Source organism: Belliella kenyensis, assembly GCF_022549675.1.
GTDB lineage: Bacteria > Bacteroidota > Bacteroidia > Cytophagales > Cyclobacteriaceae > Belliella > Belliella kenyensis.
The window spans coordinates 16610-34077 of sequence record NZ_JAKZGR010000015.1 but is presented as its reverse complement, the minus strand read 5'-3'; the positions used below and the strand labels follow the sequence as shown (position 1 = coordinate 34077).

Sequence of the window (17468 nt, the reverse complement as noted above, 5' to 3'; positions counted from 1 at the left end):
AAAACTGAAAGTATTACAATCGGTAAATTTATACTTTTTATTGAGATAATTTAATGCCTCCGAAAATACATTTGTTCAAATTTAAAAGCTTTTTAAACCACTCATCTTTTCTTTTATCCCTGCAAAACAAAGCGTGGAACTCATGGTTGATATTTGACTAGTGGTTTGATTGAGGCTTGTGCTACGTTTAATTTTGTTATACTATCTACAATACTACAATTAACCTTGAACCTATTAAATTTTCTGAAATAATGCTTAGAACAGCTTTCCTGTTTGTATTTATGCTGCTATGTGCTGCAAGTCTGTATGCCCAGTCTATTTCAGGTAGAGTACTTGATCAGGAGACAAAAGAATCACTTCCTGGAGCCTATGTCTTTATCAAAACTATCAATGGTGAAACTCTCCAATCCACCTTCACAGATGGAAATGGAAAATTTTCATTCCAAAAACCAAATGTCAGCATATTCAATCTAGAAATATCTTTTGTAGGGTACAGCACAAATGTGATCGAAATAGATAAAATAGAAAACAACAGTGTAGGTGATATAGAAATTGCGGAAGATGGTCAGTTATTGGAGACTTTTGAGATTAGAGCTCAAGTCCTAACGGGCGAGGTCAAAGGTGATACTGTAGCATTCAATGCCAATGCTTTTAAAACAAGACCCCAAGCCAATGCTGACGAATTGGTGAGAAAAATGCCTGGTGTAGTCATGCGAGGTGGGACGATAGAAGTTCAAGGAGAAGTAGTGGGTAGGGTGCTAGTAGACGGTGAGCCATTCTTTGGAGACAATCCTGCTATGGCCATGGCTAATATACCTGTAGAGATCATAGACAAAATAGAGTTTTTGGATCAAAGAAGTGACCAAGCTGTATTGACAGGATTCGATGATGGAAACACCACAAAGACTATCAATATAATCACCAAAAAAGAGGTGAAATCAGGAATGTTTGGTAGATTGACAGCTGGCTATGGTTCAAATAATAACTACCTAGGGAGTGGAGCACTCAATTTTTTCAAAGGTTCCAGAAGGACTACTGTACTAGGACTTACCAATAATATCAACCAACAAAACTTCTCTTCTGATGATCTTGCAGGTGCTTTTGGGGAAGATGGGGGTCAAGCTGGTGGGGGAGGAAGGGGTGGAAACCCGCTTCAGACTTGGGAAAGACCTGGTATTACAGTCACAAATGCCGCAGGATTCAATTTCTCAGATAAGTTTGATCAAGGAAAAGCTAAAATCACCGGTTCGTATTTTTTCAACGACAATAGGAATACCTTGAGCCGTGTGTCTTCCAGAACTTATGTATTACCGAGTGATAGCCTTCAACTGTACAACCAAGAAACAAATGACATCAGTCATAGTCAAAGGCATAGACTGGATTTAAGATTGGATTATGATATCTCAGATAAACATGCCATCATTTGGAGACCTAGATTCAATACACAAATAAGGGAATTCACCAATTCTACAGTTGCTCAAAATCTTGTAGCACAGAACAATCCGATCAATGAAATAGAAAATATCACCGTAGGAACCAATCAGTGGTTTAGTTTTGATAATGATTTTACCTACAGATTCAAATTTAATAAGCCTGGAAGAGTACTTTCTACAAGTGCTACTACTAGATTGAACAGCAATGAAAGAATAGCTAATTTGACTTCAGTCAATACTGATTTCGAAACGGCTGCTATAGACAGCCTGATACAAAATACTACATTCAATTCTAATAACTTCAATTATCGTGTTAGTTTTGATTTTAATGAACCAATTTCAGAAAAATCACAATTGAGACTTCAATACAGAATTGGTAATGATCTCGGGGATACAAAACAGGAGGTAAGACAGCGATTGGCAGAGGCCACCGTTTTTCAGCTTGACTCAGCATTATCTAATACTTTTGAGAATTCCTACCTACAGCAGCAAAGCGGTGTAGGATACAGATTCAATAATGAGAAATTCAGGATATTTACGTCAGTGGATTATGAAGTTTCAAATTTGGATAGCGACAGGATATTCCCTGGATTTGAAAATACCAAGAGGACTTTTAGAAATGTAATTCCACGAGCTGTGGTGAATTATAATGCGTCTGCCAAAACAAATATTAGACTAGACTATAGAACCAGAACAGATGCGCCTTCTATCAGACAACTTCAAGAAGTGATAGACAATAGAAATCCAATCCAAATATTTTCTGGAAATGCTGATTTGGTTCAAGAATATGAGCATAGGGTATTTGCGAGAATCCGAAACATTGATACTGAGACTTCACGTTCCTTCTTTATGTTTGTATCAGGATCAAAACGGAATAATTATTTGGGCAACTCCACACTTGTAGCCTCGGCGGATACCTTAATTGGAGGAGAAGTGCTCTTGAGGCAAGGTGGACAATTCAACAAACCTGTAAATCTAGATGGATATTGGGATGCCAGGTCATATGTGTCTTATGGCTTTCCTATTTCCGCTATCAAGAGTAATTTGAACTTAAGTACTAGGGCAAATTATGTAAATAGACCAGGAATCATCAATGGTGAATTGAATGTAAATAGGAATCTGGCTGTCTCACCTGGTCTAGGTATCAGCAGTAATGTAAGCGAAAGACTAGATTTCAATCTTTCTACAGAGGGAAGCTTCAACACGGTCAAAAGCACCATTCAAACATCCTTAGACAATAATTTTTATACGCAAAACACTAGATTTGATTTTTATTGGCAGCCCTTAGGTGGTTTTTTTGTAAGCTCCAATGTGAATCATTTGATTTTTGAAGGACTTGGAGAGGGCTTTGATCGTACAGTGATTTTGATGAATGCAGATATGGGGTATAGATTTGGTGCAAAAGAAAAACTTGAAGCTAAAGTAACTGTATTTGATCTACTCAATCAAAATACCAGTATTAACAGACAGGTAACAGATGTCTTCATAGAAGATCAAAGAACAAACGTATTGACAAGATTTGTCATGCTCAGCCTTACTTATAATTTACGAAGCTTTGGCAAGCGTGACTCATAAAAAGTATATGTGATGATCTGTTATTTTAGAAGAAGCAATATTCTTCAAACTTGCTTACCTGTAAAAAGGTGGGATTATCTAACTGGAAATGGTTTGGTGATTCTCTCTCGAACCATTTCCTTCAATGATTCACCCAAAAGTATGATAGAAGCGATTGCAAGAATTAGATCTTTCAGTACCCTCAATATGATCATTTGAGGCATGGCCTGTTGCTGTATTTCAATAATAGCAAGCACCACCACGATTACCAAAAAACTCACTGCTGCAATTGCTCCTCCTAGAGCTGCTAGCTTTGGAGCTTTGAAATGTGTCAAAAGAAGTACAGCAGTAATAAGCGAAATGATAAAAATAAGAATTCCCCATCCGCTATTTGTTTGAGTAGTGCTCAATGCACTCCATAGGTTCATACTACCAAAATATAAGAAGTAAATCGCTAGGCCAATTCTTAGCGCTAGTTTTGCAAGTTTTTCAATTTTGAGAATATTGTCTATCATATTTTTTAAATTTTACCAGTCATTTTCTCTTTTTACATGGGGCCATTCTTCTATCAAAATGCTGTAGTAAATGGTATCCCTTCTTCTTCCTTTAGTCATAAGGGTATGGCTTCTCAATACGCCTTCTTCAATTGCCCCAAGATTTTTGAGAGCTTTTCTAGCAGCCATATTCAATACATCGGTCTTGAACTCTACTCTTTTTACTTTCAATACTTCGAATGCATAATTCAACATCAAGCCTTTGACCTCATCATTAAGTCCTGTTCCATGATGGGAACTTATGATCCAAGTCCAGCCTACTTCAACTCTTTCATCTCTCAAAGAATAATTACCAAAACCAGAAGAACCCAAGATCTTACCAGAAGAATTATCTATGATCATTAATTGTAATCTTTCGCCGGCTAAAGCCGGATTCATCCACTTTTCTAATTCTTCAAATACAGATAAATCTTGTGTGAAATATTTCCAAAGATTTTCATTTTGACATATTTCTTGAAGTTCTGCTTTATCTTTCTCTTCTATAGGTCTGAGCAAGATGGTCTCATTGGATAATAATAACTGTCTATCAAGGGCCATAAGTAATAAAATATACTAGTTTGATTGAAAAGGTGTTTGGAGTGATAGTGATCAACCATATATCGAGATCATGGCATCATTAAAGATGCTAACTTCTTCTATGGTACCTGTACTTATTCTACACCAGTTATCAAAGGGAGGAAATGGCCGTCCGACAATAATGCTTTTACTCATCAATTTTTCTGCCAAAGATGAAACTGGTTGTTTTGAATCAAAGAAAACAAAATTTGCTTGGGAAGGTAAATATTCAAGTTTCAGTTCCCTTAAGGTGGTTTCGATCATTTTTCTTGCTTGCAAGTTTTTTTCTAAACTGAATTTGTAGAAATCCTCATCCTCCAGAGCGGCTTTGGCAGCATCTATCGCTAACATGTTGAGGTTTGCAACCATTCTATCAGAGAGCATTTTTGCGATTTCAGGTTTGGCAATCAAATACCCAATTCTTATTCCTGCCAATCCATAGATTTTAGATAAAGTTTTTGAAACGATCACATTTTTACCTTCCTTGACTAGTTCTACCATAGAAGGATAGTTTTCTTCTTCTATATAGTCATAATAAGCCTCATCACTGAAAACCATGGTTTTGGAGCAAACTGATTAACAAAAATCCTTTACACGTTTCGCTGGAAGTAATCTGCCTGTTGGGTTATTGGGATTGCAGAGGAAAACCAATTTAGTCTTTTCAGTTATTCGATTGGCCATTTCTTCTAAATCAAATTGCATTTCATCGTCTAGTGGTACCCAGTTGATCGATGCACCCCAGATCTCTGCATAATTCATCAAGGATAGGAATGTCGGCAAGCCAGAGATAATTTCGCCACCATTTGATGCATAAGTCAATCCTGCAATTTTCAATCCCTCTGTAGAGCCTGCTGTCAATACAACATGCTCTGGACTTACTCCTTCTTTGGTTGCGATCATTTCGGCAAGTGACTTGGTGTATGCCCAGGGATACCTACAACAGTTTTCAAATCCAGCAATCATTTTTTCCTTCACTAGTGCCGAGGGGCCATAGGGGTTTTCATTTGAGCCTAATTTGATTACTGCTTCTAATGGACGGGGATTGAATTTGGAACTCTCTTCGTTCGTAATCCCAAATAATGGTTTAGCTTTTCCGACCAAAGCCAATCCAGTACTCATGGAAGTCAATTTTAACCAATCTCTCCTCGATACTTTCATATGTGTACAGGTTAAATTTTTATAAAAATTAAACAATGTGGTGAACTTTTCCTAACTCTTGGAGATAATACTTTGTCTTTTGGTTTTAATGACAATGTTCTGAATTTCAGAAAAATAACTTGGTTAAAATATGGGTAAATTTATTAAATAAAAAATATTATGCTTAAATTTTAGATATTGAATAAACAATCTTTAACCCAAAATGCCATATTATGAAAAAGTTACTCATGATTATCGTTTTTGTGCCGATTTTCAATTTGACATCATTGGCCCAACAAAACAAATATTTAGTTTTTGAATTCATTAAAGTAGAGTCATCAGAGATGTATGATTTCATAACTTTCAAGGATTTTATGGAAAAAGTGTATCAATCGGCAATTAACGATAAAAAAATCACTGGATGGGACTTCTGGGTCATACAGTCTGGTGCAGAGCTAGGGGAGTTTCAATATATCACTGTCACATACTACGATGACCCAGTGAAGATGATGGATGGTATAGCAAATGATGATTTGATCAAATATGGAAGAATAGGTTCTCCCCATATGAATGAAAATCAAATCAAAGAAATGATCAAAAAATCTCAAAGTGTCTTTGACCTAACTCAGCGCTTTTACATGAGACAGATTGCTAATAGCAAGGACGACTTCAAATATAAAAATGGAGCTTTGGCGTCGTTTGACCTGATGAAAGCTGTAGAAAATAATTTTCAGGAATATGAGACTGCTGAGAAGAATGTTTTTCTCCCTATTCATCAAAGTAAAATTGAAAAAGGGCTAATGGGTAGTTGGGTTCTATTAAGAACTGCCTTGCCATTTGGTAGTGAGGCCAAATCCACACACCTCACTATGAACCTGTACAAAGATTACGTTCAGTTCTTTAATGCACAGGAATATGAGGATATGGAATCTACAGCTGAAGAAAAAGAAAAAATAGAAACAGGTCTAAAGTCCAGAGATCAAAAATGGGTATACCTCGCTAGACTTGAAGGTGCTGTGAGGTGATTTTACTCTTTGAAGCATAAAGTATAAATGTCTCTTTGGTTTTCCTGGTAAAGACTCAACTTTATAGGTGAATGTAAAAAATATCGATTTAATTCAGTTTTGATATTCATCGATATTTACCAGTATCAAATGATTTCGCCAATGAATTGATGTCACAAGCAAGCAAGCATAAAATCAAATTGCTTTTATTATACTTTATGCTTTTCATTATGTGAATCAATTCATTGGTTTTTTGTTGATTTTGACCCAAATCCATGATTACTCAGAGCTTACCAAAATCAATACTTTGATTAATAGGTAAGTATTTCGCTCAATGGTAAGGTTTCTTTATGTAAATATTTTCAAGTATCCTTTCCAAATTATTGGACTGACCTGTTTTTAATGAGCTTTGTTACTACATCGTTGATTTTAGAAGGATTGTCTTTGACATATTTGATACCAGCATTTTTCAAAGCTTCCAGGTTTTTTTGGCTAGCATCATCCATATCCGGGCTTGCTTCGTGAAGCTCTGGTTCAATACGAATAAAGCCTTCCTGATTTTTGCCAGCATCAAAAAGCCATTTCAACTGATGAGAAACAGTTTCTGAATTTCCCGACATCATGATGTCAATAAGTGGCTTGATCCACTGTACAAGACCAAACTTCTTGGCTTTTTCATATGGAAATGGTTCTTTCACAGAGCCAGTTCCAAGGGATATCATTAACATGTCTTTTGAGGTAGGGTTTTCAATCGTACCAAAAGTACATTTGCGAGCTTCTGCATATGCACACATTGCGGGATTATTGGCAAATACTCCTCCATCAATCAATGGATATGATACTCCGAATCTTGACTTGATTAATGCGGCTTCAAAATAAGTGGGAGCAGCAGCAGTAGCTTGAGCTACATCTTTCACAAAAAAGTCATGAGCTTCATCAGTGCATGCATATCCATACTTGAAAAACTTTGCCTTTCTACTTTCGATGTCATAGGAAGTAAAAAGACAAGGCTTTATCAGTTCGCTCAGGTATACATTTCCAAAATACTTGTCTAAAGCTTTGAGTAAATTAGTATTTGGATATTTCTCTTCTCTAATTCCAAATATAGTCCTTAACTTATGACCAAGTGGTTTTCTAAAGATAGCAGCACCATTTTCATGATACAGGTTTACCACTTCTCTCAAATTATATCTTGGCCGGCTCGGATCAAAAGGATCAGGAATCAGCATGCCACATCCTATGATCCCTCCCGTACTTGTGCCAGCGACGAAGTCTACATAGTCTACGAGCCGTGCTCTAGGATCTTGAAGTCTTTCCTGAATTTTCTCCTCAATCAATTGTAATATAGTCCCTGGAATTATCCCTCTGATACCTCCTCCGTCTATAGATAGAATTGCAACTCTTTTCATGTTTTTTTAAAAATAAAGTGGTTGGAATATGATGATTATAAGCACTTTAAATATAAGTAAAACAAGGAGAAAAATCTATCGATTGTACTCTAAAAAACGTATATTCCAATCACTACTCCACAAGAAGCGATAAAGAAAACAATCATAATAGGCTTCCAAGAATATATAATCCACTCTTTGTAAGAAACCCCAGCAGCTGTCAAGATTGCCATGAGACCTCCATTACTGGGTGTTACCATGTCCATGATACCTGCTCCATATTGATATGCCAAGATTACTACCTGTCTAGACATACCAATCAAATCCGCAATAGGAGATAGCAATGGCATGGTCAAGACTGCTTGACCTGAAGTACTTGGCACTGGAATATGTAATATTGCTTGGGCTATCATCATTCCAAAGGCTGAAAATGCCAAAGGCAAGCTTTCTAATGGAGTAAACAATGCATAGATAATTGTGTCTATGATTTGTCCACTCTGAAGCACCAAATAGATACTCCTCGCTAAACCTACAATGATTCCTGCAAATACCAATTCAGCAAATCCTTCAGAATAGGCTTTGGCTGTACCATTGATCCCTAATTTCCCAATAATGCCGACGGAGAATCCAAAAACAAAAAACAGTGCGGACATCTCATTGTAATCCCATTCCCAATTGCTTAAGCCATAGATCATCACTGCAAATGTAATGGCTAATAGCACTAGAATGACTTGATGGGAGATTGTTAGCTTACTAGGCTTATCGAACTGCAAGGAAACTTGATCAGACTCTTGATCTTTTCCAGTTCGGATGATATAGGTAATCCAAAATGAAAGGGCAATCAATAAAAAAATCATTCTGTACAAACCTCCAGAAAATGCAGGTACTTCTGAAATTTTTTGAGCAATGATAACCGAAAAGGGATTAGATGGACCGAATGAGCCACCAATCAACGCACTTCCCAAACTAATTCCAACTCCAGCAATTTTGGTATATCCAATTCTTTTGGATAGAATCATGAGAACTGGCACCATAGCTATGATCTCTTCCTGCAATCCATTCAGAGCACCTGCTGTTCCAAAAAATACGCCCACAAGAATCAGAAGCCAAGACTTAGCATGATCAAACTTATAAATCAAACTTTCCAATCCAGCTTGAAATGCACCTGTCTTTTCTACTACGTAAAATGCTCCTCCTATAATCAATATAAGCACCACCACTTCAGCTCCTTCTATGATTCCTTCTGGAACACTCAAAAATGCTCTTCCAACACTTACGGGATCACTTGAGATTTGCTTATAACTACCTTCTACTACAACTTCTCTTCCAGTCGATTCATCCAAAACCCTGTCATAAACACCAGCTGGTATGAAATAAGTTAGTATTGTTGCTAGTCCTATAAATAGCAACATGATTATCATTGGATGAGGAAAAGTTAATTTCATATGGATTTAGATCTTATTGACACAAAGGTAATGATTTGATGATATAGAGTTTCAAAGATGGTAATCTCTAGTGTTTAACTTCGCAAATGTATTTCATCACCTTATTATTATAACTCATCCTGAGCTTCAAGAGTAGGAGGGTCTAAAATATCCCTTTTATAAAGATGGTATCTCTCTTTCTCACAAAATTAAATAATTCAATGAATTGTGAAAAATAAATTTGAGGGATAGAAATGAAGCTAATCTTCGTTTTGAATTAAAATATTTAGATAATGAAGTTGAAATCTTATTTCCCAATCAAAGGAATGAATAGAAATATTCAAAATATGGTTCAAAAAATAAGTGTTTGAATTAAGCTTTAAAAACATAGTTTAAAGTGCTTTTTGCCAAACAAAGTTTTGAATGTTTGATTTTATGCCTAGTTTCATCCCTTGATTGATTGACATGAATGTAATCGATTATGACAAGCGCTAATAATAAACCCTACTTTAATATTTCTAAAAATGAAGATCTCATGACTCCTGTTGATCAGCAGTTCAGAGATTCAGATTTGTGGAATGATTTCCGCAGTGGGAGTGAAGCTGCATTCATTACTATCTACACAACTTATTTTGACTTGCTATATGCCTACGGTAGCAAAATGGTCAATGATAAAGACCTCGTCAAAGATGCAATTCAAGATCTTTTTATAGAATTGAGAAATAGTCGAAGCAGATTAGGGGAGACCAATAGGATTAAATTTTATTTGTTCAAAAGTCTCAAAAGAAAAATTTTTAAAGAAGAAAATAAGCATGCAAATATACTGGAGACATTGGATGATGAATATTATTTCAACTTTAGCTTTTCTCCAGAGCAATTGTTGATCAATAGGCAAATAGATGAAGAGGTTTCTAAAAAGCTAAATCATGCCATTGACAAGCTAAGTCCTCGAAAGAAGGAAGTGATCTATTATTATTTTTACGAGCAAATGGATTTCAAACAAATTCAAGAAATGATGAACCTGGACAATGTAAAGTCAGTTAGGAATCTGATTTACAAGTCATTAGATTTTTTGAGAAATATTTATTAAAAAAAGTTAAAATTTTAAGGTGTCATTTTGAAGGTTTGTTGCTTTATACTTTTAGAGACCAAAGTATAAAAACAATTCAAACCCCAAGATGTATAGAAAAGAAGATTTTTTACTCGATCCAGAATTTATCAAATGGGTTAAAAGTCCAAACAAGGAGTTGGATTTATATTGGGAAAACTGGATAGCAATAAATCCAAATGCTAAATCGGAGTTTTTACTGGCAAGGGAAATCGTCCTTGGGATTAGATTTGATGAATCAGCACAACTCCAGCAGGAGGAAAAAGATAGGATTCTTTCTCAAATCATGCAGCAGTCAAGCACGCTAGAAACAAATTCGAATAAAAATTTAGGACAAAAGAATAGGTTTTTTACATGGAATTGGTTTCGAGTTGCGGCAATTTTAGTTTTAGGAGCATCTTTGACATTCTTATTATTTCAAAAGGAGGTAGAAAGTGAAGTCGAAGGTTTTGCTCTTGTAGAAAAGCTTACAAACAAAGGAGAAAAGCGAAGTTTTGGTCTGCCTGACGGAACTAGAGTTTGGTTAAATAGCAACAGTTCAATTATTTATCCAGAGCAATTCACAGATTCAATGAGGGTAGTAAAGCTTGTTGGGGAGGCGTTTTTTGAAGTTTTTGAAGATAAATCCAAACCTTTCAAAGTGGAATCTCATGGTGTAATCACCACAGCACTGGGTACTTCTTTCAATGTGCGAAGTACAGGCAATTCAAAAACTATGGTTGCTCTACTTACTGGGAGTGTAAGTATTTCGAGCAATACGCCTAATCTCAAAAGTCAAATCCTTATGCCATATCAAAAATTAGATTATGATGCTGGCAAGGATGATTTCCAAGTTTCTTCATTTGACCCAGAAAGTATTACAGGTTGGAAAGATGGCAAATTGATTTTTGTTAATGAAAGCCTGAAAGACGTCATGGAGAAATTAGAATTATGGTATGGAGTACAAATTGTGGTCAACAAAGCACCCAATAAGAAATGGAGCTTTTCTGGAGAGTATGTAAATCAATCACTCGAAGTTGTGCTCAAAAGCATGTCTTTTATAGAAGACTTTAAATTCGAAATCAATGATAAACAAGTAAATATAACCTTCTAGCTTATGAGAAAACAAGTGTAATGTCGTCATCAAGTATCCAATAGACATAATAATCTATGGTGTTTTTCGGTAATGGTAAAAAGCAAAATCCAAACCGATATGAAAGTAATTCAATACAATAAACCGATTGAAATATGAAAATAAATTTAACTAAAGTCATGTACAAGCTATCGAAGTACTTTGTGTACTGTATAGCATTGCAATTATTGACCTTGAATTTTGTAACTACGACTTCTGCAAATGGCCAATATAAGCCAGTGGATCAAGTTGTAATTCAAATGAAACAAGGCACGCTTACCCTAGAGCAATTCTTTAACCTTGTAGAAAGCAAAACACCTTATGTTTTTGCTTACGACAAGAGAGACGTTAAGCTATCTACTCCTATCAAACTTACCCAATCATCAGGTACGGTGGAGTCATATTTGGCAGAAGCTGCTCAGCAAGCTGCTGTGTCTTTCAGACAGATCAACAACAGCATCGATGTAAAGAAAAGTGACAAATCAAATGCTTATTTGGTGTCAGTGACTGAGGAAATCACAGTTCGTGGGAAAGTTACTGACTCACAAGGAGAGCCACTACCAGGAGTGACTGTAGTCATTCAAGGAGCTACAAGCGGAACAGTTACAGATATCGATGGTAATTATTCCATTACTGCTCAAGCAGGTCAAGTGCTTCAGTTTTCTTTTGTAGGCATGGAAATGAAACGTGTCACTGTAGGAAATTCAGAAGTAATCAATGTCACTTTGGAAGAAGACCAAAAGACGCTTGAGGAATTTGTAGTAGTAGGTTATGGTACGCAAAAGGTGAAAGATTTGACCACGGCCATTTCTACAGTGAATAATGATGATATCATAAAAACGCCAAATGCTCAAGCCATGCAATCTTTACAAGGTAGGGTAGCAGGTGTGCAGATCGTTTCTAACGGTGCTCCAGGTGCTTCCCCAACTGTAAGAATTAGAGGTATTGGCTCTATCAATGCTAGTAACTCTCCTTTATATGTAGTTGACGGAATGTTCTTTAGTAATATAGATTTTTTGAATCCTGGAGATATTGAGAATATCAACATATTGAAAGATGCCTCTGCAGCGGCAATCTACGGTATGCGAGGTGCCAATGGCGTTGTTCTGATCGAAACAAAAACAGGCAAATACAATCAAAAGGCTGAAATCATTTATGATGGCTATGTAGGTATACAGAATCCTCAGAATGTGTTGAAAATGGCTAATGCGCAGCAATTTGTAAGGTATATCAATGAGACTGGAAGTGCTGCTGATATGGCATTTATCGATGCAGCCATACAACGATACGGTAGAAGTAGAATTGACCCAAGCTTACCAGATGTGAATACGGATTGGTATTCAGAAGTGATGAGTCCTGCGGCTATTCAAAATCACTCTTTGACTTTCAATGGAGGAAGTGAAAAAACCAGATACTCTCTAGGAGGTAGTTATTTTGACCAAAATGGCCTTCTCAATGAAGCTAGAAACGAGTATAAGCGATTAAACTTCAGAGTAAAGGTTGATTCTGATGTGAGAGACTGGTTGAGAGTAGGTGCTAACGTTAACGTGAGTACTGCTAGACAATACAATGCGAGCAACAGTGCTTGGTTCAGGTCTTACTTTGCTGTGCCGATTCTTCCTGTTTTTGATGAGTTGAATACAGGAGCGGATGCACCAAGACTGGCCAATGCACAGCAGCTTGGATATAGAGGTAACCAAAACCCTTTCTACAGCTTGCTATACTCTGATAGTAGAAACCATGTTTCTAAAGTTATGGGTAATTTCTATGCTGATTTTGAAATGGTTCCAAACAAACTACAATTTAGAACTGCTTATAATTACAATATTGATTTGGTAAATGTCAGAGGAGTGAATTTCGCTTTTAATGATGGAATCACACAAAATCAGTCTAGTATAAGAAGAAGTAGTGCTGCGAGTTATGGTCAGATTGTTGATAATTACTTCACATATACTGATGGTTTTGGAAAGCATAATTTCACCACGGTATTGGGTCAATCTTTTAGAATAGAATATGGGGAGAACTTATTTGCTTCAGGCCAGGCATTGAATCCAGAGCCTATGTGGGGTAATGAACAGTTCTGGTATTTATCAAATGTTACTAATTTTAATGTAGATGGCATCGGTGATGGTGGGTATAGAGAGAATTACCTCTCTTTCTTCGGAAGGTTTGCCTATAATTATGATGATAGATACTTATTATATGCCACTTTCAGAGGTGATGGATCAAACAAATATCAAAAAAAATGGGGCAATTTTGCCACAGTTGGTGCAGGATGGGTTTTGTCATCTGAAAAATTCTTCGATGTAAATGGTATCGACTTCTTGAAATTCAGAGTTTCCTGGGGGCAATTAGGTAATGATGGAATTGCTCCATCAGTCGGACGTCCTACATTACAAGAAAATAGTGTTGCTTTGAATAATGCATTTGTATTTGGTAGAAGACTAAACCCAACATTTGATTTGATAGATAGGTGGGAGATGGTTGTAGAAACTAACATTGGAATCAATGCAAAATTCTTAAGAGATAGATTAAGTTTGGACGCTGATTACTTCATAAGAGACTCTAAGAATTTGGCAATTCAAATTATTCCTCCAGTTATCAGAGCTTCCGAAAGAAGAAGTGTAGGAGAAGTTCGAAACGAAGGTTTGGAATTAAGTCTTGGTTGGGATGATCAATTGACCAACAACTTCTCTTACTTTATCTCAGGTAATTTTGCAACATTGAAAAATAGTGTGTTGAGCCTAGGTGGCCCAGAATACTTAGATGGTGGATCGGCAGAATTTAGACAGAGATCTATTCTTGGTCAACCTATCTCTGCATTCTATGGCTATGAAGTCATAGGTGTATTCCAAAATCAAGCTGACATCACTAATAGTGGATATAATGAAGCATTCATTGCAGAAAATAACCTTCAGCCAGGTGATTTGATCTTCAAAGATCTTAATGGTGATGGAATCATCAATGATGAAGATAGAAAAGTTCTAGGATCATATTTACCGGCGCTAACTTATGGATTCAATGCAGGCTTCAGATACAAGAACTGGGATTTCTCAGCATTGTTCCAAGGTCAATCAGGATTTAGCATTTTGAATAGGAAAAGAGGTGAGATCATCTTCACCAATGATACCAATATAGATGCTGATTTGGCTGAAAACATGTGGAGAGGGGAAGGTACTTCAAATCAATATCCTTCTGCTGCCGGCCTGAGAAAAGGATGGAATCAAAACATGAGTACTTATTTCATCGAGGATGGCTCATATTTCCGTATCCAAAATGTAAGAATGGCATATACGATCAAGGATAAGCCGCTTTTTGGAAAAACTTTCCCAGAAACAAGAATTTCAGTAACAGCAGAGCGTCCATTGACCCTATTCAACTACAATGGTTTCAATCCTGAGGTGGCAAATGGTATTGACCGTGAGGTTTATCCTATCCCAGCGATTTACACTGTTGGTTTAAATGTTAAATTTTAATTAAGGAGGTAAATCATGAAAAATTTCAAAATTATAAAAACTGGACTTGTGATGATCTTGGCTTTGAGCTTGGGTCTGAGTTCATGTGATGATTTTCTGGATCAGCCTCTGGAAAATCAAAATATAGCAGAAGAGACAGATTACACACAGACAGAGAATATGATCTTGATGCTGTATGGTGCTTATGCAGAGCTATATAGTCTTCAATGGGAAACTTTCCCAACCATTGCAACAAGAGGTGATGATGTGATTCCTGCTGGTGATCAAAATCCTTTGATTGAAACTGATTTATTCAGGTATGACAGAAGTTTCTGGTTGTATAACTCTTCTTGGCTAAACCTATACACGGATATCTTGTATTGGAATGGTGCCATGGAAGAGATCAGAAAATACCAAGAAGCTGGTGCTTCTGCTAGTACAGCGGAGCAGTACATTGCGGAAATCAAAGTTATGAAATCTTTTGAATTGATGTTTTTGGCAAAGCTATGGGGATCTATTTTGATTCCAGAGAGTTCACAGCCTTCAGCATTATTCAATGTAGAATTGTCAAACTTCGATCAAGTAATGTCCTACATTTCTGCTCAAATGGATGAAGCTATCCCAATGCTACCAAACGTACATCCAAACCAAAGATCAGACATTAGAGGTGGTATTACGAGATATACAGCATTAGCGATCAAAGCACAAGCAAATCTAGAGTTGAAAAATTGGCAAGGTGTAGTAGATGCAACGAGTCAAATCATATCTTCTAATGCCTTTGCTCTTGAGTCAGATTACTACCAGCTTTTCAAAATTCCTGGGAAATTGAGTAGAGAGAACGTGTTTGAATTCCAGTATTCAGACTTTGGAACTGCAACAGGTACTTCTACTGGGTACAATTTCTCATTCTTTGGCCCTTCTAGCTGGACACCAGCAAGAACTGGTGCTTCTACTGGATGGGGATTCTGGGCACCTACTCCAAAGTACATCAAGTTTATGCTAGATAGAAATGAGCGTACCCGTCTAGAGACCACAGTTCTATTTACTCCAGCTGGAATTGCTGAAATCGCTTCCGATCCAAATTATTCGCCACTTCCTACATGGATTACCAATTCAACTCCTGATGGCGATGTATTCAACAATCACCCGAGGTACAATTTCCTAAGTGGTAAGCATTACCTACCTAGCACACAGTTGACACCTGGTAGATTTACCTATGGTACGAATAAAAACATGACAGTAATCAGGTATTCTGAAATCCTATTGATGCATGCAGAAGCAGTAGTCAGTGGCGCAAGTTCATCAGGACTATCTGCCTTGGACGCCGTCAATCAAGTGAGAAGTCGAGCTGGGTTGAATCCAGTATCGTCAGTTACTATCGATACAGTATTGGATGAGAAATTTGCGGAATTCGGTATGGAATGGGGTATCAGATTTTATGATTTGGTAAGACATAACAAAACCAATGAGTTGAATTTCGGAGGAAGAAATTTCCAGCCAGCGATTCATAGGTTCTTGCCTTATCCATTGGAGCAGATCGATATCTTGCCTCAGTTATCTAATGATACACCTCAAGGTTGATCATTTCCAATCCTTAAATAGAAATCATTATGAAAAATTTAAAATATACACTCTTTGCACTTGGACTAATTGTCTTCGGTTGTGATGGTACTTATACGGATGATATCATTCCTGTAGCTCCTGGTACAGATGTAGATCCACCTTCTATTACTATTAACTTCCCGCTTCAAGGTACATTGATCAGAGTAGCTGAGGATGTTACTCCATTGAATATCAACTTTGAAGTCAAAGATGATATAGAAATAGAATCGGTAGTTTTAAGATTGAACGGTACTGAGATATTGTCAGTAAATGAATTCCTAGACTATAGGAGACTAGTGAAGACTCACAGGTATGAAGAGCTTGGAAATGGGGAGCATACACTTGTAATAGAAGCTAGAGATACTTCTGGTAAGACTACTACACAGACTGTAAACTTTGAAAAAGTAGAGCCTTATACTCCAGTCTATGAGGGGGAGGTATTCTATCTTCCTTTCGACGGTGATTATATGGAACTCGTAAGAGTAAGACAAGCTACCATCAATGGTTCTCCAGGGTTTGCTGATGGCGTGATCGGTAGAGCATATAGAGGAAGTAGCAGTGGATACCTGACATTACCTACGGACAACTTGAGAAATCAAGAATTCTCAGCTGTATTCTGGTACAAAGTAAATGCTGATCCGAATAGAGCGGGAATCTTGGTCATGGGGCCTCCTGATACGGTTAATCCAAATAGTCAAAATCTGAGAACAAAAGGTTTGAGATTGTTCAGAGAAGCAGCAGGTGCCAACCAAAGGATCAAAATGAACCTAGGTAATGGATCAGGTGAAAACTGGTTTGATGGTGGTGCAGCGGCTGATATTAATCCTACGGCTGGTGAGTGGGCACATATTGCGGTAACTGTATCAAGAACCAATGCAGCTGTATACATCAATGGTAACGTTGTAAGTCAAGGATCATTTGCGGGTATTGATTGGGAAGGTTGTGATATTCTTTCTATCGGATCTGGAGCTCCTAGATTTACAGGATGGAATCACCTTTCCACACAAAGCTTAATAGATGAATTGAGAATTTTCAATGTGGCTTTGACACAAGAGAAGATTCGGGAAATTATGAATGCTGAGCGTCCATAATCCTACTTCATGAATGTATTTAATGGGAGGGAAAGGGATAACCGACCCTCCC

At 37.0% G+C, this 17468-nt stretch carries 11 protein-coding genes and 1 pseudogene; 7 read left to right on the top strand and 5 right to left on the bottom strand.

Annotation, left to right across the window (positions count from 1 at the left end):
• Positions 1 to 251 precede the first annotated feature (251 nt).
• Positions 252 to 3008, top strand: a complete 2757-nt coding sequence (locus MM214_RS15070) for a TonB-dependent receptor (protein ID WP_241296595.1) — start codon at positions 252 to 254, stop codon at positions 3006 to 3008.
• Positions 3009 to 3082: 74 nt separating this feature from the next.
• Here the strand turns inward: MM214_RS15070 and MM214_RS15065 are convergent, their stop codons facing one another.
• The 3 genes and pseudogenes from MM214_RS15065 to MM214_RS15055 form a co-directional block, all read right to left on the bottom strand.
• A complete protein-coding gene (locus MM214_RS15065) occupies positions 3083 to 3502 on the bottom strand; it encodes a hypothetical protein (RefSeq protein ID WP_241296593.1) in 420 nt (139 codons plus the stop codon).
• A 12-nt stretch (positions 3503 to 3514) separates the two neighbouring features.
• The gene (locus MM214_RS15060; protein ID WP_241296591.1) at positions 3515 to 4078 is read right to left on the bottom strand and encodes a GNAT family N-acetyltransferase; all 564 of its coding nucleotides are present in this window, start codon (positions 4076 to 4078) and stop codon (positions 3515 to 3517) included.
• Between the two features lie 51 nt (positions 4079 to 4129).
• Positions 4130 to 5215, bottom strand: a pseudogene (locus MM214_RS15055) (pyridoxal phosphate-dependent aminotransferase).
• Between the two features lie 251 nt (positions 5216 to 5466).
• Here MM214_RS15055 and MM214_RS15050 point away from each other — a divergent pair.
• Positions 5467 to 6258, top strand: coding sequence for a hypothetical protein (locus MM214_RS15050; RefSeq protein WP_241296590.1), 792 nt, complete (start codon positions 5467 to 5469; stop codon positions 6256 to 6258).
• Positions 6259 to 6617: 359 nt separating this feature from the next.
• Here the strand turns inward: MM214_RS15050 and MM214_RS15045 are convergent, their stop codons facing one another.
• Both MM214_RS15045 and MM214_RS15040 read right to left on the bottom strand, forming a co-directional pair.
• Positions 6618 to 7646 (bottom strand): patatin-like phospholipase family protein, encoded by a 1029-nt coding sequence (locus MM214_RS15045; RefSeq protein ID WP_241296589.1) that lies wholly within the window; start codon positions 7644 to 7646, stop codon positions 6618 to 6620.
• Between the two features lie 89 nt (positions 7647 to 7735).
• Entirely contained in the window at positions 7736 to 9070 is a 1335-nt protein-coding gene (locus MM214_RS15040) for a YfcC family protein (RefSeq protein ID WP_241296588.1), read from the bottom strand.
• A 460-nt stretch (positions 9071 to 9530) separates the two neighbouring features.
• On the opposite strand from MM214_RS15040, the gene MM214_RS15035 reads away from it, so the two are divergent.
• The 5 genes from MM214_RS15035 to MM214_RS15015 all read left to right on the top strand — a co-directional run bounded on the left by MM214_RS15035 (position 9531) and on the right by MM214_RS15015 (position 17416).
• Positions 9531 to 10139, top strand: coding sequence for an RNA polymerase sigma factor (locus MM214_RS15035; protein ID WP_241296587.1), 609 nt, complete (start codon positions 9531 to 9533; stop codon positions 10137 to 10139).
• An 88-nt stretch (positions 10140 to 10227) separates the two neighbouring features.
• A complete protein-coding gene (locus MM214_RS15030; protein ID WP_241296586.1) occupies positions 10228 to 11250 on the top strand; it encodes a FecR family protein in 1023 nt (340 codons plus the stop codon).
• A gap of 134 nt (positions 11251 to 11384) precedes the next feature.
• The gene (locus MM214_RS15025) at positions 11385 to 14744 is read left to right on the top strand and encodes a SusC/RagA family TonB-linked outer membrane protein (RefSeq protein ID WP_241296585.1); all 3360 of its coding nucleotides are present in this window, start codon (positions 11385 to 11387) and stop codon (positions 14742 to 14744) included.
• A gap of 15 nt (positions 14745 to 14759) precedes the next feature.
• Positions 14760 to 16304 carry a RagB/SusD family nutrient uptake outer membrane protein gene (locus MM214_RS15020; protein WP_241296584.1) on the top strand — a complete coding sequence of 515 codons (1545 nt, stop codon included), beginning with the start codon at positions 14760 to 14762 and terminating at the stop codon, positions 16302 to 16304.
• A gap of 29 nt (positions 16305 to 16333) precedes the next feature.
• Positions 16334 to 17416, top strand: a complete 1083-nt coding sequence (locus MM214_RS15015; RefSeq protein ID WP_241296582.1) for a LamG domain-containing protein — start codon at positions 16334 to 16336, stop codon at positions 17414 to 17416.
• Positions 17417 to 17468: the final 52 nt, after the last annotated feature.

Coding starts and splice junctions, on each gene's coding strand:
- MM214_RS15070 (WP_241296595.1), top strand. CDS start 252: ATGCTTAGAACAGCTTTCCTGTTTGTATTTATGCTGCTATGTGCTGCA.
- MM214_RS15065 (WP_241296593.1), bottom strand. CDS start 3,502: ATGATAGACAATATTCTCAAAATTGAAAAACTTGCAAAACTAGCGCTA.
- MM214_RS15060 (WP_241296591.1), bottom strand. CDS start 4,078: ATGGCCCTTGATAGACAGTTATTATTATCCAATGAGACCATCTTGCTC.
- MM214_RS15050 (WP_241296590.1), top strand. CDS start 5,467: ATGAAAAAGTTACTCATGATTATCGTTTTTGTGCCGATTTTCAATTTG.
- MM214_RS15045 (WP_241296589.1), bottom strand. CDS start 7,646: ATGAAAAGAGTTGCAATTCTATCTATAGACGGAGGAGGTATCAGAGGG.
- MM214_RS15040 (WP_241296588.1), bottom strand. CDS start 9,070: ATGAAATTAACTTTTCCTCATCCAATGATAATCATGTTGCTATTTATA.
- MM214_RS15035 (WP_241296587.1), top strand. CDS start 9,531: ATGACAAGCGCTAATAATAAACCCTACTTTAATATTTCTAAAAATGAA.
- MM214_RS15030 (WP_241296586.1), top strand. CDS start 10,228: ATGTATAGAAAAGAAGATTTTTTACTCGATCCAGAATTTATCAAATGG.
- MM214_RS15025 (WP_241296585.1), top strand. CDS start 11,385: ATGAAAATAAATTTAACTAAAGTCATGTACAAGCTATCGAAGTACTTT.
- MM214_RS15020 (WP_241296584.1), top strand. CDS start 14,760: ATGAAAAATTTCAAAATTATAAAAACTGGACTTGTGATGATCTTGGCT.
- MM214_RS15015 (WP_241296582.1), top strand. CDS start 16,334: ATGAAAAATTTAAAATATACACTCTTTGCACTTGGACTAATTGTCTTC.